17 protein-coding genes are annotated in these 16,434 nt (G+C 60.3%); 11 read left to right on the top strand and 6 right to left on the bottom strand.

Translation table 11 applies throughout. The features are described from left to right. The first annotated feature begins 9 nt into the window (after positions 1 to 9). A complete protein-coding gene (locus Q1A06_RS10820; protein ID WP_299562907.1) occupies positions 10 to 351 on the top strand; it encodes a DUF2853 family protein in 342 nt (113 codons plus the stop codon). Positions 352 to 586: 235 nt separating this feature from the next. Here the strand turns inward: Q1A06_RS10820 and Q1A06_RS10815 are convergent, their stop codons facing one another. From Q1A06_RS10815 to tsaD, 4 genes are read right to left on the bottom strand one after another with little or no spacing between them, the layout of a single operon-like run. Beyond that, the gene (locus tag Q1A06_RS10815; RefSeq protein WP_299562905.1) at positions 587 to 1,009 is read right to left on the bottom strand and encodes an EVE domain-containing protein; all 423 of its coding nucleotides are present in this window, start codon (positions 1,007 to 1,009) and stop codon (positions 587 to 589) included. Then, on the bottom strand, positions 1,009 to 1,281 hold the full coding sequence (locus Q1A06_RS10810; protein ID WP_299562902.1) for a YciI family protein: 273 nt from the start codon (positions 1,279 to 1,281) through the stop codon (positions 1,009 to 1,011). The genes Q1A06_RS10815 and Q1A06_RS10810 overlap by 1 nt, the downstream gene beginning before the upstream one ends. 1 nt (position 1,282) lies before the next feature. Continuing rightward, a complete protein-coding gene (locus tag Q1A06_RS10805; RefSeq protein WP_299562899.1) occupies positions 1,283 to 2,236 on the bottom strand; it encodes an NAD(P)H-dependent glycerol-3-phosphate dehydrogenase in 954 nt (317 codons plus the stop codon). Next, entirely contained in the window at positions 2,233 to 3,321 is a 1,089-nt protein-coding gene (tsaD, locus tag Q1A06_RS10800) for a tRNA (adenosine(37)-N6)-threonylcarbamoyltransferase complex transferase subunit TsaD (RefSeq protein ID WP_299562896.1), read from the bottom strand. Before tsaD ends, Q1A06_RS10805 begins: the two co-directional genes overlap by 4 nt. A gap of 85 nt (positions 3,322 to 3,406) precedes the next feature. Here tsaD and Q1A06_RS10795 point away from each other — a divergent pair, with 85 nt between their 5' ends. The 10 genes from Q1A06_RS10795 to Q1A06_RS10750 all read left to right on the top strand — a co-directional run bounded on the left by Q1A06_RS10795 (position 3,407) and on the right by Q1A06_RS10750 (position 14,261). Next, a complete protein-coding gene (locus Q1A06_RS10795; RefSeq protein ID WP_299562893.1) occupies positions 3,407 to 4,108 on the top strand; it encodes a uroporphyrinogen-III synthase in 702 nt (233 codons plus the stop codon). Between the two features lie 72 nt (positions 4,109 to 4,180). Continuing rightward, entirely contained in the window at positions 4,181 to 5,602 is a 1,422-nt protein-coding gene (locus Q1A06_RS10790) for a hypothetical protein (protein ID WP_299562890.1), read from the top strand. A gap of 11 nt (positions 5,603 to 5,613) precedes the next feature. Further along, positions 5,614 to 7,131: a heme biosynthesis HemY N-terminal domain-containing protein gene (locus tag Q1A06_RS10785; protein ID WP_299562887.1), complete on the top strand. Its 1,518-nt coding sequence runs from the start codon at positions 5,614 to 5,616 to the stop codon at positions 7,129 to 7,131. 212 nt (positions 7,132 to 7,343) lie between these two features. Beyond that, complete coding sequence (locus tag Q1A06_RS10780) at positions 7,344 to 8,081, top strand: GntR family transcriptional regulator (protein WP_299562884.1); 738 nt, start codon at positions 7,344 to 7,346, stop codon at positions 8,079 to 8,081. Beyond that, the gene (locus Q1A06_RS10775) at positions 8,078 to 9,232 is read left to right on the top strand and encodes an enolase C-terminal domain-like protein (RefSeq protein ID WP_299562881.1); all 1,155 of its coding nucleotides are present in this window, start codon (positions 8,078 to 8,080) and stop codon (positions 9,230 to 9,232) included. The genes Q1A06_RS10780 and Q1A06_RS10775 overlap by 4 nt, the downstream gene beginning before the upstream one ends. Positions 9,233 to 9,273: 41 nt before the next feature. Continuing rightward, positions 9,274 to 10,308 carry a transporter substrate-binding domain-containing protein gene (locus Q1A06_RS10770; protein ID WP_299562878.1) on the top strand — a complete coding sequence of 345 codons (1,035 nt, stop codon included), beginning with the start codon at positions 9,274 to 9,276 and terminating at the stop codon, positions 10,306 to 10,308. 54 nt (positions 10,309 to 10,362) lie between these two features. Next, entirely contained in the window at positions 10,363 to 11,499 is a 1,137-nt protein-coding gene (locus Q1A06_RS10765; RefSeq protein WP_299562875.1) for an ABC transporter permease subunit, read from the top strand. Between the two features lie 3 nt (positions 11,500 to 11,502). After that, positions 11,503 to 12,582, top strand: a complete 1,080-nt coding sequence (locus Q1A06_RS10760; RefSeq protein WP_299562872.1) for an amino acid ABC transporter permease — start codon at positions 11,503 to 11,505, stop codon at positions 12,580 to 12,582. Continuing rightward, the gene (locus Q1A06_RS10755) at positions 12,575 to 13,312 is read left to right on the top strand and encodes an amino acid ABC transporter ATP-binding protein (RefSeq protein ID WP_299562870.1); all 738 of its coding nucleotides are present in this window, start codon (positions 12,575 to 12,577) and stop codon (positions 13,310 to 13,312) included. Before Q1A06_RS10760 ends, Q1A06_RS10755 begins: the two co-directional genes overlap by 8 nt. A 25-nt stretch (positions 13,313 to 13,337) precedes the next feature. After that, on the top strand, positions 13,338 to 14,261 hold the full coding sequence (locus Q1A06_RS10750; protein ID WP_299562867.1) for a D-amino acid aminotransferase: 924 nt from the start codon (positions 13,338 to 13,340) through the stop codon (positions 14,259 to 14,261). On the opposite strand, the gene Q1A06_RS10745 is transcribed toward Q1A06_RS10750, so the two are convergent. After that, positions 14,258 to 15,742 carry an inorganic phosphate transporter gene (locus tag Q1A06_RS10745; RefSeq protein ID WP_299562864.1) on the bottom strand — a complete coding sequence of 495 codons (1,485 nt, stop codon included), beginning with the start codon at positions 15,740 to 15,742 and terminating at the stop codon, positions 14,258 to 14,260. The genes Q1A06_RS10750 and Q1A06_RS10745 overlap by 4 nt on opposite strands. An 86-nt stretch (positions 15,743 to 15,828) precedes the next feature. After that, on the bottom strand, positions 15,829 to 16,302 hold the full coding sequence (locus Q1A06_RS10740; RefSeq protein WP_299562861.1) for an NUDIX hydrolase: 474 nt from the start codon (positions 16,300 to 16,302) through the stop codon (positions 15,829 to 15,831). Positions 16,303 to 16,434: the final 132 nt, after the last annotated feature.

Genomic DNA, 16,434 nt, shown 5'->3' with positions numbered 1-16,434 from the left:
AGAAACCTTATGGGTAAACGGGATGAGTGGATCGCGAAATACGCGGAAGATCTGAAAGACAAATGCGGGATGCAGCCCGACATGGACCTTCTGACGAAAGTCACCATCGGGTGCGGACCGTCGATCTACAACGCGGATGCGCAAACCATCGCCGCCAGCCAGAAAGGCGAGCTCGAAACGGTCAAGAACAACTTCCTTGTCAAGAAGCTGGGCCTGTCTGACGGTCCCGAATTGATGGAAGCGATCGACAAGACAATCGAAACCTATGGCAAATCCGAGCGCAACAAGTACCGCGCCGTTGTCTACTACATGCTGACCAAGCATTTCGGCAAAGAGTCCGTGTACGGCTGATCACCACCGCGATAGCCGCAGCAGCGCCCGCTTGGTTAAGCGGGCGTTTCTTTATTGTATACAGTTTAAAGTTCTGAATTCTTGCATATTTTTGCGTGGTCCCGTATTCCTGTCTTCACGGCCAGGACGGCCAGAACAGATTGTCATACGTGTGTGGGTTCATGGGAGCACACGGGGTGAGAAAGGGTTCTGGCGGGGTGCCGGAACCCTTTTTTCGTTGTCCGACCTTTCCGGTTCAGGCGGGGTCGGTTTGCCCCATGCCGCAGACGATCTGCCATTCGTTCTTCGTCACGGGTTGCACGGACAGGCGCGGGTTCTTTACCAGCATCATGTCGCCCAGCCGCGGATCGGCTTTGATGTCGTCCAGCGTTACATGTTCCTTGAAAGGCCGTACCGCCTTGATGTCCACACACTCCCACCGCTCGTCGTCAGTGCTGCTGTCGGGATGCGCTTCGGCGCAGACTTCCACGATGCCGACGATCGCGCGCTCTTTCTGAGAGTGATAGAAGAAACCCAGATCGCCAATTGCCATATCGCGCATGAAATTGCGGGCCTGATAGTTGCGCACACCGTCCCATTCCTCGCCCATGTCGCCCTTGGCTGCCTGATCCTGCCACCCCCAGACCGACGGTTCGGATTTGAAAAGCCAATAGGCCATCAGCCGATCACCTTTTTCCATTCGGTGAGGGTGACAGTTTCGAACAGGCCCGCCTTCGCATATGGATCGTTCGCGGCCCATGTCTCTGCCGCCGCCATATCGGGCACGTCCAGAACGATCATCGAGCCGACCATGTCACCGTCCGTATTCAACAAAGGCCCCGCCAGATGCACATGATCGGTGCTTTTCAGGTACTCGACATGCGCCGGGCGGTTTTCCATCCGGATGCCGAGCGCATCCGCCTTGTCGTGGGCCATAAGGCAAACAAACATTTCATTCCTCCTTCAGGGGTCTTGTCAAAAGGCTGCGCATGGCGCTGGGCACATCCAAGCGGTTGTCGAGTACGGCTGCAACGGCGGCGGTAATCGGCATTTCGATCCCGGCATCCTCGGCCACTTGCGCCATCGCGCGCGCTGTGGACGCGCCTTCGACGGTTGTGCTGCTATCGAATGGCTCTCCCGCGCCAAGGCTAAGCCCCAAGCGGTAATTTCGAGAGCCTTCGGAGGTACAGGTAAGGGCGAGATCGCCAAATCCGGACAGACCCGAAAGCGTCTCCGGATCCGCGCCACGGTAAGCTGCCATGCGCTGCATCTCGGCAAAGCCGCGTGTCATCAACGCCGCCCGCGCGCTTTCTCCAAGGCCCGCACCCATCGCCGCACCGCAAGCGATTGCGACCACATTCTTGAGCGCGCCGCCAAGTTCGGCGCCGATGGTGTCGGTCGTCCGGTAAAGCCGCAGCGCAGGGGTGGTCAGTTGTTCCTGCAGACGTTGCGCGCTGCTTTCATCGGCTGCGGCAAGGGTCAGAGCCGTCGGAAGGCCACGCGCGATATCCGCGGCAAAACTCGGTCCCGTCAGTATCGCTGCGCGCGCTTTTGGCGCCTCCTCTTCGATGATCTGGACGGGGCCGGCGCCAGTGCTCAGCTCAATCCCCTTGCAGCAGGCCACCAGTGTTTTGCCAGCCAGATTGCGCGCATTATCATGCACAAATCCGCGCAATTTCTGCATCGGCACCGCGATTAGAAGCGTATCGGTCTGTAAAGCTGACGACAGATCGTCGATGACCTGCATCTGCGCGGGGAAGGGACAACCGGGCAGGCGGCGCGTGTTTTCACGCTGCTGCGCCATATCGTGAATATCTCGCCCCCAAAGCGTGACGGGACGCACCGACCCGATGGCGATGGCAAGGGCAGTTCCGAATGCGCCCGCGCCCAGAACAGAAACAATCATGCCTTCGCTCCCTTCTTGCCACTGCCCAGCATAGTGGGCGAAGAGCGGTCCAATGGCCAGCGCGGCCGTGCGGACAGGTCCATTCCATCGGCATCTCGATGGTTCATCTGCTCGAAGGCGGCATAGGCGATCATCGCAGCGTTATCTGTGCACAGGCGCAGCGGCGGTGCGATGAAATCGGCACCCACGTCCTCGGCGGCTTTTTCCAGGCTCGCGCGGATCGCCATATTTGCGGCGACACCACCGGCGACGCACAGTGTTGGCTGTGCAGGCGAAAGCGCCAGATACTCGGCCAATGCGCGGCGGGTCTTTTCTGTGAGCACATTGACAACGGCGGCCTGAAACCCCGCCGCCAGATCCGCCTGATCGCGCGCTGTCAGCGCGCCGTCTTGCAGCACCTTGTCCCGCTGGCGCAGCACGGCGGTTTTTAGTCCAGAGAACGACATATCGCACCCCGCGCGGTCCAGCAGGGGACGGGGCAGGCGGAACCGGTCGGGATCGCCCGCTGATGCGCGCGCCTCGATTGCCGGGCCACCGGGCTGGGACAGAGAAATCAGACGCGCGACCTTGTCGAACGCTTCGCCCGGCGCGTCATCTATGGTGCCGCCGAGACGGCGAAACTCATCTGGCCCTGCAACGACGAGGAACTGGCAGTGTCCGCCCGAAACCAGCAACATCAGATAGGGAAAAGCGACACCGTCCGTCAGTCGTGGTGTCAGCGCATGGCCAGCCAGATGATTGATCCCGTAAAGCGGGATGCCACGCGCCATCGCGATCCCCTTTGCGCACATCACACCTGATACCACGCCGCCGATCAGACCCGGCCCCGACGTGACGGCCACCGCGTCGATCTCTGCCAGTGTGGTACCGGCGTCGACCAGCGCCTGCTCAATGCAGTGATCAAGCTTTTCGGCATGGGCGCGGGCGGCAATTTCGGGCACCACGCCGCCGAAATCCGCGTGCAAGGCAGTCTGTCCCATAACCACCGACGAAAGAATCTCCGCCCGTCCGGCATTGCCGCGCAGGATCGCGGCGGCGGTGTCGTCGCAGCTGCTTTCTATTCCGAGGATCGTGTGGATGGGCATGGGCGGGGCGGTTTCCGTTGCAAGCATCTTTGTGCGCAGGTAACACTCCGACGCCCGGCAAACAATCCTGAGAGCGTCGTTGCCCATGCCCAAGCCGACCCTTTTGCTGACCCGTCCGCGCGCGCAGTCCGAACAGTTTCTGGCTGATCTTGCGCGGACGGTCATGGTGAAAGTGAACGTCGATATCGCGCCACTGATGGAGATCGAGAGCACGCAAACCCGCCCACGGCTCGATCCGAGCGACACTGCGGTTTTTACCTCGTTGAACGGTGTACGGCATGCCCCCGACGGTCTGGGGCGGCGGGCCTATTGCGTTGGCGCAGGCACGACCGCTGCCGCAACCGGGCGGGGCTGGGATGCGGTTCAGAGCGGTCAGACCGCAGATGCGTTGGTTTCGGATCTGCTGACGCGGCGTCCGGATGGTACGTTCGTGCACCTGGCCGGAGCACATACACGCGGCAGCATTGTCGAGCGATTGATCGAAGGTGGCCTTTCCGCGCGCCGTCTTACGATCTATCGGCAGATTATGCTGCCTCTTGCCGACACCGCGCGCGCGGCGCTGCGCACGACCTGCATCGTCCCGTTGTTTTCACCGCGCAGTGCCAGGCATTTTGCAGGAGAAGCTGGAAATCACATTCCCGCGGTCCATGTGATAGCATTGAGCGAGGCGGTCGCCGCGCCTTTGAAGCTGATGACAGTTGCCAGTCTGACGGTTCTGGATGCGCCTGAAATTGGCCTGATGCGTAAAGCGGTTGAAAACCAGTGCTTAATACGCGCCTTGTCTTGAGAGGCCTGTACTTGCGGGCTAAGGTCGCTCAACGAATGCCTGTGAAAGGCAAGAATCGAAAAGGTGTATGTGGTGGCTTCAGCAAAGAAAACGAGCTCCTCGAAGGGCAAACCCTCTGCCGCTAAAGCGGATGATGCGAATATCGAAAATGCAGTAAGCAACGAGAACGAAGCCTCTGATGCGGGATCAGCAGCTCCGGACGACACCAAAAAGGCGGAAGAAATCCAGCCAGAGCCGGAGAAGGCGGAGCCGGAAAAGACCGAGGGTGGCGAAATGGCATCGGGGCCCGACGACGGGGCCGTTCGGGACAAACCGGAGACAGGCACAGTATCCGCTGATGCGGTGGACACACCGGAGACCGAGCCGGAGGATGCGTCCGACAATGCGCATGTTATGGCGGACGACACGCCCGTCGACCCGTTTGCGCAGGTTGACGCGCCAGGCGCGGATGCGCCCGAAGCCGAGGCCATCGGGACGCAGACCAAAGCCGACGCCTCCGAGGCATCCACGGCCGAAGCCGTCCACCCGGTACCTGTGCCCGCCCAGGTCACGCCGCGCAACAACACGTTTTTGCCACTGGTGCTTGGCGGCATCATCGCCGGCATACTTGGGTTCATGGCAGCAGAGCTTGATGTCTTTTCGCGCGACGATACAGCGGCGAATGCTGTGTTGAGCGAAGCACTCGACAGCCAGCAGGAACGGATCGCCGCGTTGGAAAACGCCCCGGCACCGGAGCCTGCTCCTGCGCCTGCCGCCGAACCTTCCGAACCGGTCGATCTGGCGCCGATCGAAGAGCGTCTGGATACGTTGGAGAGCCGCATTGCGACCCTTGAAGATCGTCCCGCGCCGACGACCGAGGGTGGGCCCGACAGTGATGCGGCTGCTCAATATGCAGAGGAGCTTTCTGCGCTGCAATCCTCTGTCGAAACACAACGCAATGAAATCCAGACCCTGCTGGAAGATGCCAGAAATGCAGAGGCGGCCAGCGCCGAGGCTGCGCGTATCGCGAATGCGCAGGCCGCGATCACCAAGATCGTTTCGGCGATTGATGCGGGGCAACCGTTCGCCGCACCGGTCGAGACGCTGCAATCTCTCGACGTCGGCGATGTCCCATCGGCATTGACCGAGAACGCCGCCGACGGGGTCGTCACACTCAACATGCTTCAGGCGCAGTTCCCCGATGCTGCACGCAGTGCGCTTTCTGCGGCGCGTGCCGCCGGTGCGGCAGATGGTGAGCAGGGTTTTTCAAGCTTCCTCAAGCGGCAGCTTGGCGCACGGTCGGTCGCGCCGCGTGAGGGGAGCGACCCTGATGCAATCCTGTCGCGTGCGGAGGCTGCCTTGTTAAACGGCAATCTTGACGACACCTTGACTGAACTCGATGCCCTGCCCGAACAGGCCGGGTCCGCGCTTGCGGACTGGCGCGAAGCCGCGCGATCCCGCGTCGCCGCGCGCACAGCGGCTGACGAATTGGCACAACGCCTGACGGCAGACTAAGGAATACCGATATGATCTGGTCACTGGTAAAAATTATCTTCTTTGTTGGCATCATCGGTGCGTTGGCATGGGGCGCAAGCTTTCTGCTCGAGGCGCAGGGCGGCATGCAGATCCGAGCCTTGGGATTCGAGCTGAACTTCGGACCGTTACAGGCGATCTTGCTGATCATTGCCATGGTGGTCGCGGTCTGGATTCTGCTCAAGCTGTTGTCGCTCCTTATAGCGGTGCTGAAATTCCTCAATGGCGATGAAACCGCGCTGTCGCGTCATTTCGACCGCAACCGCGAGCGCAAGGGATTTGAGGCACTGTCCGAAGGATTGATGGCGCTGGCCAGTGGCGAGGGTCGACTGGCGATGGCCAAGGCGGCGAGAGCCGACAAATACCTGAATAAGCCAGAGCTGACCAACCTGCTCACCGCGCAGGCCGCTGAACTTGCCGGCGATCGGCGCAAGGCGGAAGAGACCTATCGCAAACTGGTGGAGAACGAACAGACCCGGTTTGTCGGGGTGCGCGGCATCATGATGCAAAAGCTCGCCGACGGCGATACCGAAACCGCCCTCCAGCTTGCCAAGAAAGCCTTTGCTCTGAAACCGAAGCATGAAGAAACCGGCGATGTTCTGCTTCGGCTTCAGGCCGAAACACATGACTGGAGCGGGGCGCGCAAGACCTTGGACGCAAAACTGCGCAATGGTCAGTTGCCGCGCGATGTCCACAAGCGCCGCGATGCGGTGTTGGCGCTGTCCGAAGCACGCGATGTAATTTCAGACGACAGCAGTATCGAAGCACGCGAGACGGCTATCGAGGCGAACCGGCTCTCGCCCGATCTAATCCCAGCCGCAGTCATGGCCGCGCGCGGCTACATTGCCAAGGACAAGCCGCGCTATGCCGCGCGTGTGTTGAAGAAGGCATGGGAGGTGCGGCCACATCCCGATCTGGCAGCGGCGTTTGCCGAGATCGCTCCCGACGAAAGCCCCTCCGCTCGGATCAAGAGATTTACCACCCTTACCCGGATCAAGACGGAGCATCCCGAGACCAGAATGCTGCTCGCAGAGCTGAACATAGCGAACGAGGATTTCCCCGCCGCGCGCCGCGCGTTGGGCGATCTGGTTGAAACGGATCCGGATGCACGGTCGGTCACGTTGATGGCGGCGATCGAGCGGGGCGAGGGTGCGTCCGATACTATCGTCAAAGGCTGGCTTGCTCGCGCTCTGGCCGTACCGCGTGGACCGCAATGGATCTGCGAAAATTGCCAGCACATCCATACGGACTGGAAGCCGATCTGCGAGAATTGTTCCAGCTTCGACACGCTGGAGTGGAAGCGCCCACCGCAATCCGATGTGGCGATGCCTGCAGGCGCACAGATGTTACCGTTGATCGTCGGGGCACCGACCGCGGATAATACGGGCGCAAATTCCGTTGTGCCAGTGGATCAGGACGTGACGATCGAGGACGCGGAGATTATCGACGATGATCACACAACCTTAGCACCTGGAAATACGGCACCGACGCCGGAGAAGAACGCCGGCTGACGGCACCGTTGTAAAAACCGGGCAACCGAATCGCCATGCACCCGTAACGGTGCGTGGCGTTTTTCTTTCATGACCTCTCAAAATCGGCATTGCAGAGCATGTGCTCAAATTGCGGTTCGCGGCACAGGATCGGTCAGAAAAATCTGGACAGATGCATCTTTTGTCGACACTCTGTCGACAGGAATCTCAGCAGCTTTGAGAGGCAACGGCCTTTGACGCAGGACAAACCGCCCAAGACTTTTCAACGAGGCGCAGCTTCGAGCGAGATCTACCGCGTCCTTCGGGACGAGATCATCACGCATCGACTTGCACCCGGCTATCCGCTTGACGAAACCGGGCTGTCAAAACGGTTTGCAGTGTCGCGTTCCCCAATCCGCGAGGCGCTTAACCGGTTGCTGGCGGAACGTCTGGTAGAGACGCTGCCAAACCGCACGACGATCGTTGCACAGGTCGACTTGCGTGATTTCGCCCCATTCATTCTGGCGTTGGACGTGCAGCAGCGGCTCGCAACGCGGCTCGCGGCGCAGAACCGTCAGGATGCGGACGTTAAAAGAATGCGGCATCTCGCGGAGGCCTTCAACGAGAGCGTGGATGAGGCGACGGCGCTCGATATCCTTCAGGCCAATTTCGCCTTTCACGTCGCCGTGGGGGACGCCGGCCGCAACCCTTATGTGGCCCGCCAGTACCGCGAGCTCTTGTCCGAAGCGCGACGGTTGCTTCATATTCACGTCCAGTCGCTGGATACTGTCAACCGCCGCGGCGTGATGCGCGACCAGCACCATGATTTTGTCGACGCGATTGAGGCGCGTGATGTCGCACAGGCCGATGCGATCGCGCATGCGCACACCATGCAATTCCACGACCGTTTCCTAACCGCGATGCAGTATTCACCCGACGCCGGTTTCGACATCGCACAGCCATCCCGCGTGAAACAGGACGCCGACCCATGATGGCGCGCATCACCCGCATCTCGGTTCACACGCACTGCAACGATCTGGGCGGCAAGGTCTGGAACCCTGCAATCCGCTGGACGCTGAAATACGCTGTGTTCGTTGTGTTGTACGATGCCGAAGGCCGTAGCGGAACCGGCGAATGCTGGTGTTTTGACAGCGCCCCCGACGCGCTTGTCGCGTTCTTGCACAGCGAAGTGGCACCGCATTTTATCGGGGAATCGGCGGAGGACGTGCCGCAAATCGCCGAGAGGCTGATCGCGCGCGCGACATTGACGGCGCGGCACGGAATCCTCATGTCCGCGCTGTCCGGCGTCGATATCGCCGCATGGGATCTGCGCGGGCAAACGGCGGGCAAACCACTGTGGCAGTTGCTGTCTGCGCACGGCACCGGCGATGCGGCGCTTTACGCAAGCGGCGGCCTGTACGGTGAGGGAAAGACGCAGCCCATGCTGAACACCGAAATGGCGGGTATGGCGGCGCAGGGGTTCGAGCTGATCAAGCTGAAGATCGGCGCGCTGGACGAGGAGGCCGACATCGGGCGGATAAACGCCGTGCTTGACGCCGTGCCGCCTGCGACCAGGCTGATCATCGACGGCGTGTACAGCTACACCGCCGACACCGCGCTGCGGATCTTCGACGCGGTGCCGCACGAGCGGATCGAAGCGTTCCAATCCCCGACAAAAGCGTGGGATTACGCCGGAATGACCGCCCTGTCGCGCGCGGGCGTCCCGGTAATGGCAACCGAGGCAGAGTATCGTACCGAACTTCATGAAATGCTGGTGCAGGACGTGCAGGTCCGTTTCCTGCAAACCGCTCCGGTGGCGTGCGGCGGAATCACGCGCGTTATGGCACTGCAGGACCTTGCAGCAGACAGCGACACACACCTCTCGCTCGAAGTGTCTTCGACCGCTGTGGCTCTTGTGGCCGCGTGCCAGCTTGCCGCAGCCGCGCCGACCATCGCGCATGTGGAATACCATACCGTCCACAAAGCCCTGTTCAATCTGCTGGACCCGGCCCCCGACTTCACGAAACGATATCCGCCGCCATCCCGCGCCGGTCTGGGCATCGCATTGCCTATCGCAGGCGTGCCCGAAGCGTTCGCGCTCTGTGCGCAAGAGGCGCCGTTTACCGACAAGGCAGACGTCTAGATCTGCCGCTTCCAACGCAAAACCCAACGAAGGAGAGACTGATGAAACGGCAAATAACCAACCTTATCGCGGCAGGAACGCTCGCGCTCAGCGGTGCCGTGGCGGCACAGGCCCAGGATCAGGGCGTCCTCGATACCATTATCGAACGCGACAGCCTGCTGTGCACCGGCCACAATGGATCGTACCTTGGCTTTGCCGAAGTGGATGCACAGGGCGCATGGCAGGGCTTTGACATCGAATTCTGCAAGGCGCTAGCCACAGCGATCCTGGGCAGCCCCGATAAGGTCCAGATCATTCCCGTTAGCTGGGCGCAGAGGTTTCCGGCGATTCAGTCCGGCGATATTGACGTGATCATCAAGGTCACCGGCTGGACCATGACGCGAGATACCGAGCTGGGACTGCAATATTCGAGGCCGTATTTCATCGGGCCGTTCTATGTGATGTCAAAGACAGAGCTTGGCGCGACCGGCATTGCCGATCTGGAAGGCGGGGTTTTCTGTGTGAACGCCGGAACCACGATCGAGCGGGTTCTGACCGATTACATGGAGACGAAAGGCATTGCCTACGAACCTCTGGCGTTCGAGAAGGGCGAAGAGTTGCGCGCGGCGTTCTATGCAGGGCGCTGCGACGCAATCGCGGGGTTCGGGCCCTTCCTGTCCGCCACGCGGATCAACGCCGAAAACCCGGATGACTATGAAATCCTTGGTGACGTTCTGGCGCTTGAGCCCGAAGGCATCGTTGTGCGCCAGGGCGAGGATGATTTCCTCGATGTGATCAATTGGATGGTGAGCGCGCTGCTGATGGCCGAAGAAGCCGGCGTTACACAAGCCAACGTGGACGAGATGAAGGCGAACCCGCCCAGTGCGTCTGTCGAGCGGCTGCTTGGTGTGACGCCCGGTGTCGGTGAGCGTTTGGGCCTCAGTGATGATTGGGCGTACAACGTGATCAAGACCGTGGGCAACTACGGCGAGATCTACGACCGGACCGTCGGGGATGGCTCGCGCTATAAGCTGCCGCGCGGACTCAACAATTTGTGGAACAACGGCGGTCTGCTCTATCCGCTCGTGATGGATTGAAAGGTCTGTCCGGGCGGCGCGTTTGTGCCGCCCGACGTTTGAACCGGAGGTTTCATGCAGCAGCTTTTCGCATCGCATAAATTCCGACGCTTCGCCATTCAGGCGGGGTTTGTCATCGTGGCGATACTGATCCTTGTATCGCTGGTGTTGACTGGTCAGCGCAACATCGCGGATCAGGGCATTGCCACAGGCTTTGGCTTTCTTGAGAGGACAACCGGCTGGCCAATGAATTTTTCGGTGATCGAAGTGACCGGCAGATCGACCTACGCGCGCGTGCTCTGGGCCGGTCTGCTCAACACGATGCTCGTTGGGTTCATGACCCTGATCTTTGCGACTGTATTGGGCCTTTTGTTAGCGTTGATGCGGGTTTCGACAAACACGGTGATGAAGCTGGTCGGCGCCACCTACGTCGAGATTTTCCGTAATGTGCCGGTGATCCTGCAAGTGTTTTTCTGGTACGCCATCCTCACCCATCTGCCGTCCCCACGCGCGGCCTATGCAATGAATGACGTGATCTTTCTTTCGAACAGGGGGCTGATGCTGCCTGCACCGATGCTATCAGCGTCCGACCTGTGGTTGCTTGCCGCAGCCCTTGCGGCGGGGACGTTCAATCTGTGGCGCGCCCGCGCGAAACCCGGCACCGGCCGCAGATGGGCTTTGGTGCTCGTGTCTTACGCTGTCCTTTTTGCGCTGCTTCTCGTTACCGGTCGCGCGCCGGACGCGCCGCTTGTGTCTGTCCCCGAGCTTAAAGGTCTGCGGTACGTCGGGGGTATAACACTCAAACCGGAATTCACGGCCTTGCTGGTCGGTCTTGTCCTGTTCGGCGCGTCCTACATCGGCGAGATCATGCGCGGCGGACTGCTGTCAGTGGATCGTGGAAAGCTGGAGGCAGGTCGCGCGTTGGGTCTGTCCACCTTTCAGATCAACAGGTTCATCCGCGTACCGCTCGCTTTCCGCGCGATGCTGCCTGCGCTGTCGAACCAATACATCTGGCTGATGAAGGCGACGACCGTCGGTATCGCCATCGGCTATCCTGATTATTTCGCCGTCGTGTCCACGTCGATCAACCAAAGCGGTCAGACCATGGAACTGTTGGCGCTGCTGATGGGCGGGTTCATCGTGATCAATTACTCCATCGGATTCGTGCTGAATACCGTCAATGAACGGATTAAACTGAAGGGGAGAAGCTGACCGATGGCGCACGCATTGCCTCCTCCGGCGCGCCAGACCGGTCCGCTCGTCTGGCTGCGCCGCCATTTCTTTGCGACGTGGTACGATGCGGTCTTTACGCTGGTGTTTGCGGTGCTCATCTTCTGGGTGCTCGATAATGTTATCGGCTGGGCCTTCGTCGATGCGATCTGGCGGGTAGAAAACCGGGAAATGTGCACGCATGACGCGGGCGCTTGCTGGGCGGTGATCGAAAGCCGCGGGCGGCTCATACTGTTCGGCCTTTATCCCTACGAGGAACAATGGCGCTCGACCATCGCCTGTCTCGTCGTCATTGTGACGATAATCCTTTCCTGTTTGCCGGTGTTCTGGTCCTTGCGTCGCCTGCCGGTGCTCTGGATCGGTGGCTTCGCCGCGTTCGTCCTGCTAATGCGGGGCGGTTTCGCCGGGTTGGAGGTCGTGACATCCGAGCAATGGGGCGGTCTGTCGCTGACCATCTTCATCTTTGCGGCAGTATTCGTGATCGGTATGCCACTGGCGGTCTTGTTCGCACTGGCGCGCCGTTCATCCATGCCGGTCATCGCGAAGTCCTTTGGACTCATCATCGACATCGTGCGCTCACTGCCCTTGCTCACGTTGTTGTTCGCCGCTGCCGTGGTCGTGCCGCTGCTGGTGCCGGAGGCGATACAGGGCAATAAACTAATGCGCGTCGTGGTGGCCTTTGCGATCTTTTTTGCCGCCTATCAGGCCGAGATCCTGCGCGCCGGGCTGCAATCGACGCCGCAAGGCCAGGAGGAAGCCGCGATTGCGCTAGGCATGCCCTATTGGTCCGTTGTGGCGGACGTTCTGCTGCCGCAGGCGTTCCGCAATACGCTGCCCTCGACGATCAATCAGGCAGTGATCACGTTCAAGGAAACCTCCATCGTCACGATCATCGGCTTTTTCGAGGTGATGGCGTCCGGCAATGCCGCGATCGGCAACGGCGAGTGGGGCAACCAGTATATCGAGGTCTACGTTTTTCTCGCGCTGATCTATTTCGTGTTCGTTTTTGGCCTGTCCCGCTATGGTGCTTGGCTGGAAACACGGATGAGGCTTGGCCATGGGTGAACCTGCAATAGCGATCCGCGCACTCGATAAGTACTTCGGCGATTTTCATGCGCTCAAGGGTGTCTCGATGGAGGTTGCCATCGGCGAGACGCTGGTGATTTGCGGGCCGTCCGGGTCCGGAAAATCGACGCTGGTGCGCTGCATCAATGGGTTGGAAAGCTATACCTCCGGTGATCTGCGGGTGCTTGGCATGGAAGTTGGCGACGACACCCGCGTGCTGGACAGGGTGCGCAAGAAGGTGGGGATGGTCTTCCAGAACTTCAATCTTTTCCCGCATCTGACGGTTCTTGAAAACTGCGTCCTGCCGCAAAAGCGTGCCTTGGGACGTGACCGTTCGTCCGCGCGCGATGAGGCGTTGAACCAGCTTGCGAAGATGCGGGTGGAGATGCATGCGGACAAGTACCCCGATCAGATTTCGGGTGGCCAGCAACAGCGCGTGGCGCTGGCACGCGCGCTCTGCCTCAAGCCCGAGATCATGCTGTTCGACGAGCCGACCTCGGCGCTGGATCCGGAGATGATCGCCGAAGTGCTGGACGTGATGAAAGACCTTGCGCGCGCGGACATGACCATCGTTTGCGTCACACACGAGATGGGTTTTGCGCGGGCGGTGGCGGACCGTGTGATCCTGATGGCCGACGGCAAGATCGTCGAGACCGGCACGCCCGAGCAGATGTTCTCCGCACCGCGAAACGAGATAACCCGCGCCTTCATGCAGGCTGTGCAGTCCTGAAAAGCGCCAAACAACGGAACATCCTATGACCAAAGACGCCCACACCACACACGACGCCGCCGAAGATGTGCGCAACCGCGACATCAAGATCTACGTCAACGGAGAGATCGTGCACCGCGATGCGGCGAAAGTTTCAGTCTATGACAGCGGTTTCATGCTGGGCGATGGCATGTGGGAGGGGATGCGCCTTTATAACGGGAAGTGGGCCTTCTTCGACGAACACATGGACCGGTTTTTCGACTCTTGCAAAGCGGTGTCGCTGGATGTGGGTATGGACCGCGCGGGGATCATGGACGCGCTGACCCGTACGGCTGAAGCGAACGGGATGACAACGGATGTGCATTGCCGCCTGATGCTGACGCGCGGTGTGAAGGTCAAGCCGTTCCAGCATCCCTCGCTCAGCCGGACTGGTCCGACGATGGTGATTATCATGGAACATTCCAAGCCCGCGACCGAGCTTCAGACCCGCGGCATCCGGCTGGCCACGGTGCCGCAGGTGCGCGGCTTGCCGATGAGCCAGGATGCGAAATACAATAGCCATTCCAAACTGAACTGCGTGATCGCCTGCTTGCAGGCCGAGCAAGCAGGCGCCGACGAGGCGCTGATGCTGGACCCGCATGGGTTCGTTAATACGACCAATGCCTGCAACTTCTTCATCGTGCGCAAGGGCGAGGTTTGGACCTCGACCGGGGATTACTGCATGAACGGCGTCACACGGCAAAAGGTGATCGATCTGTGCCGGACCAACGGGATTCCCGTGCATGAACGCAACTTTTCCCTCTACGAGGCATATGGTGCCGACGAGGCGTTCCTTACGGGGACGTTCGGGGCGCAAACACCGGTCGCCGAAATCGACGGCAAGCTGATCGGAGAGGGCGCGCATACGATAACGAAACGCATACGCGCGCTTTACAAGGAAATGATCGACGCGAATACGGCAGCGGGTTAACCGACCGCCGCATTGATCAGGAAGAAGATGACGGCAGACAGGATCGCTGCGGCCGGAACGGTGATGATCCATGCCGCGATGATCGTCATGAAATGCGACCGGCGCACGAGTTTGCGCCGCTTGCGCTCTTCGGGCGAAAATTTTCGTTTGTCCGGCATCGCGAGGCGCGAATTGCGAATCCGCCGCTCCGCGTCCCATTCGCGGAAAAACCCGACACCGAACACCCCGCCCACGGCGATATGGGTGGAGCTGACGGGCAGGCCAAGCCAGCTTGCCACGATCACGGTGATGGCCGCCGACAGCGCCACGCAATAGGCGCGCATCGGGTTCAGCTTGGTGATTTGGCCGCCGACCATGCGGATCAGTTTCGGACCGAACAGAAACAGACCGAAGGAGATCCCGAACGCGCCGATCACCATCACCCAGAACGGGATGCTGACGGCATCGGTAAAGTTGCTCGATTGCGACGCTTGAACGATCGCGGCCAGCGGTGCAACGGCGTTCGCGACATCATTCGCACCATGCGCAAAGCTGAGAAGTGCCGCCGAGACGACCAATGGAATGCCGAACAGCACCTTGAGCGACTTGTTGCGGTTCTCCAGCCCTTCGGATTGTTTGCGGATCGCGGGGATCATCACGACCCAGACAAGGACACCGACCGCCGCACCAATCAGCAGAGCGGTGCCCATGTCGATCTTTATCAGTTGCTTGAGACCTTTCAGCGACAGGTAGGATGCGAACGCACCCGCCATGATTCCGACGAGAACGGGCACCCATTTGCGTGCTGCCGCGATCTTGTCATCGCGGTAGATGATGCGCGATTTGATCAGCCACAGGAACAGCGCGGCGATTACCCCGCCGAGGATGGGCGAGATGACCCAGCTCGCCGCGATGCCGCCCATTGTGGGCCAGCTTACAGCGCCGAAACCCGCAGCGGCGATGCCCGCGCCCATCACGCCGCCCACAACCGAATGCGTCGTCGATACCGGCGCGCCGACCCACGTCGCAAGGTTGACCCAAAGCGCCGCCGACAACAGGGCGGCCATCATCGCCCAGATAAAGACAGAGGCGGTGCCCATGCTTTCGGGTGCGATGATCCCCTTGGCAATCGTTGAAACGACGTCGCCCCCCGCGATGAGCGCACCGGCGCTTTCGAATACAACGGCGATTGCAATCGCACCGCCCATCGAAAGAGCATTGGCTCCCACGGCAGGACCCATGTTGTTGGCCACATCGTTTGCGCCGATGTTCAGGGCCATATAGGCCCCAAGACAGGCAGCGATGACGACGATGAAAGAATTGGATGCCTGACCGAAGAAGATCATCGCGCCCAGCCCGGCAAGGAGAATGAACACCAGCGCGACACCCGGGCCGACCATCGGACGCGAGACATAGGTCGTCGCGAGTTCAAGGTTGGAGTAGCGCGCAAGATCGCGGTCGAGTGTCTCAAGATGGCGCGGATCGCCCTGCTGCTGCGTCATATTGGCTTGTTCCCCCCGATTGCGCAAAAGCACTACGCGTTCCGCAAGGGTGAAATCAACCACTCAATGCAATCGAGCGGGTCCGTTTACTGCTCGAGAAAGATGGATTTCAGTTCAGCTTCGTTCACCATTTGCGCGGCATCGTCGGCCTTGACCCATTTTCTGCTGCGCTCGTGCGCTTCGGGAAACTCCTCGCTCAGATCTTCTACGGCAACGGAGTACACAAGCGTTTCGACCGGCATCGCCCATCCGGCCGGTTGCCGTTTCTCGTAGGAGTATGTGCCGATGGGATCTTTGGACGCTCTGCTGTTTCTGACGCCCGCTTCTTCCCATGCCTCGCGCAGGGCCGTTTCATTTGACTTGAGTCCCCGGATGGGCCAGCCTTTGGGGATGATCCAGCGACCAGTGTCACGGCTGGTCACAAGAAGAAACTCCCGCGTGTCGCCATCGCCACGGTGACACAGGGCCGCGACCTGAAGTCTTTTCGGGCGCCGCAGAAGCGGTGCGAGGACATTGTCCCAGACACGTTGAAAGCCGTTGCTCATATTCAAACTACCCATTACCCATTCGTTTTTCCTTTCTTATGAACGATATGGCGCGGAATTGCAATTTTCATAGCTTTCGCGGGGGCAGACGTTCGTTCCCTTCATGTTCCGGGACATAAAGCGTTAGCGAACTTCAGCCTGCAGTTC

Origin of the sequence: uncultured Sulfitobacter sp., from assembly GCF_947497275.1 — a bacterium.
Taxonomy (GTDB): domain Bacteria; phylum Pseudomonadota; class Alphaproteobacteria; order Rhodobacterales; family Rhodobacteraceae; genus Sulfitobacter.
This window is presented reverse-complemented; position numbering and strand designations above follow the sequence as displayed.

Bases quoted from the DNA above. Each gene is read 5' to 3' on its own strand.
- Q1A06_RS10820 (WP_299562907.1), top strand. From the start codon at position 10: ATGGGTAAACGGGATGAGTGGATCGCGAAATACGCGGAAGATCTGAAA.
- Q1A06_RS10815 (WP_299562905.1), bottom strand. From the start codon at position 1,009: ATGGCCTATTGGCTTTTCAAATCCGAACCGTCGGTCTGGGGGTGGCAG.
- Q1A06_RS10810 (WP_299562902.1), bottom strand. From the start codon at position 1,281: ATGTTTGTTTGCCTTATGGCCCACGACAAGGCGGATGCGCTCGGCATC.
- Q1A06_RS10805 (WP_299562899.1), bottom strand. From the start codon at position 2,236: ATGATTGTTTCTGTTCTGGGCGCGGGCGCATTCGGAACTGCCCTTGCC.
- tsaD (WP_299562896.1), bottom strand. From the start codon at position 3,321: ATGCCCATCCACACGATCCTCGGAATAGAAAGCAGCTGCGACGACACC.
- Q1A06_RS10795 (WP_299562893.1), top strand. From the start codon at position 3,407: ATGCCCAAGCCGACCCTTTTGCTGACCCGTCCGCGCGCGCAGTCCGAA.
- Q1A06_RS10785 (WP_299562887.1), top strand. From the start codon at position 5,614: ATGATCTGGTCACTGGTAAAAATTATCTTCTTTGTTGGCATCATCGGT.
- Q1A06_RS10775 (WP_299562881.1), top strand. From the start codon at position 8,078: ATGATGGCGCGCATCACCCGCATCTCGGTTCACACGCACTGCAACGAT.
- Q1A06_RS10770 (WP_299562878.1), top strand. From the start codon at position 9,274: ATGAAACGGCAAATAACCAACCTTATCGCGGCAGGAACGCTCGCGCTC.
- Q1A06_RS10765 (WP_299562875.1), top strand. From the start codon at position 10,363: ATGCAGCAGCTTTTCGCATCGCATAAATTCCGACGCTTCGCCATTCAG.
- Q1A06_RS10760 (WP_299562872.1), top strand. From the start codon at position 11,503: ATGGCGCACGCATTGCCTCCTCCGGCGCGCCAGACCGGTCCGCTCGTC.
- Q1A06_RS10755 (WP_299562870.1), top strand. From the start codon at position 12,575: ATGGGTGAACCTGCAATAGCGATCCGCGCACTCGATAAGTACTTCGGC.
- Q1A06_RS10750 (WP_299562867.1), top strand. From the start codon at position 13,338: ATGACCAAAGACGCCCACACCACACACGACGCCGCCGAAGATGTGCGC.
- Q1A06_RS10745 (WP_299562864.1), bottom strand. From the start codon at position 15,742: ATGACGCAGCAGCAGGGCGATCCGCGCCATCTTGAGACACTCGACCGC.
- Q1A06_RS10740 (WP_299562861.1), bottom strand. From the start codon at position 16,302: ATGGGTAGTTTGAATATGAGCAACGGCTTTCAACGTGTCTGGGACAAT.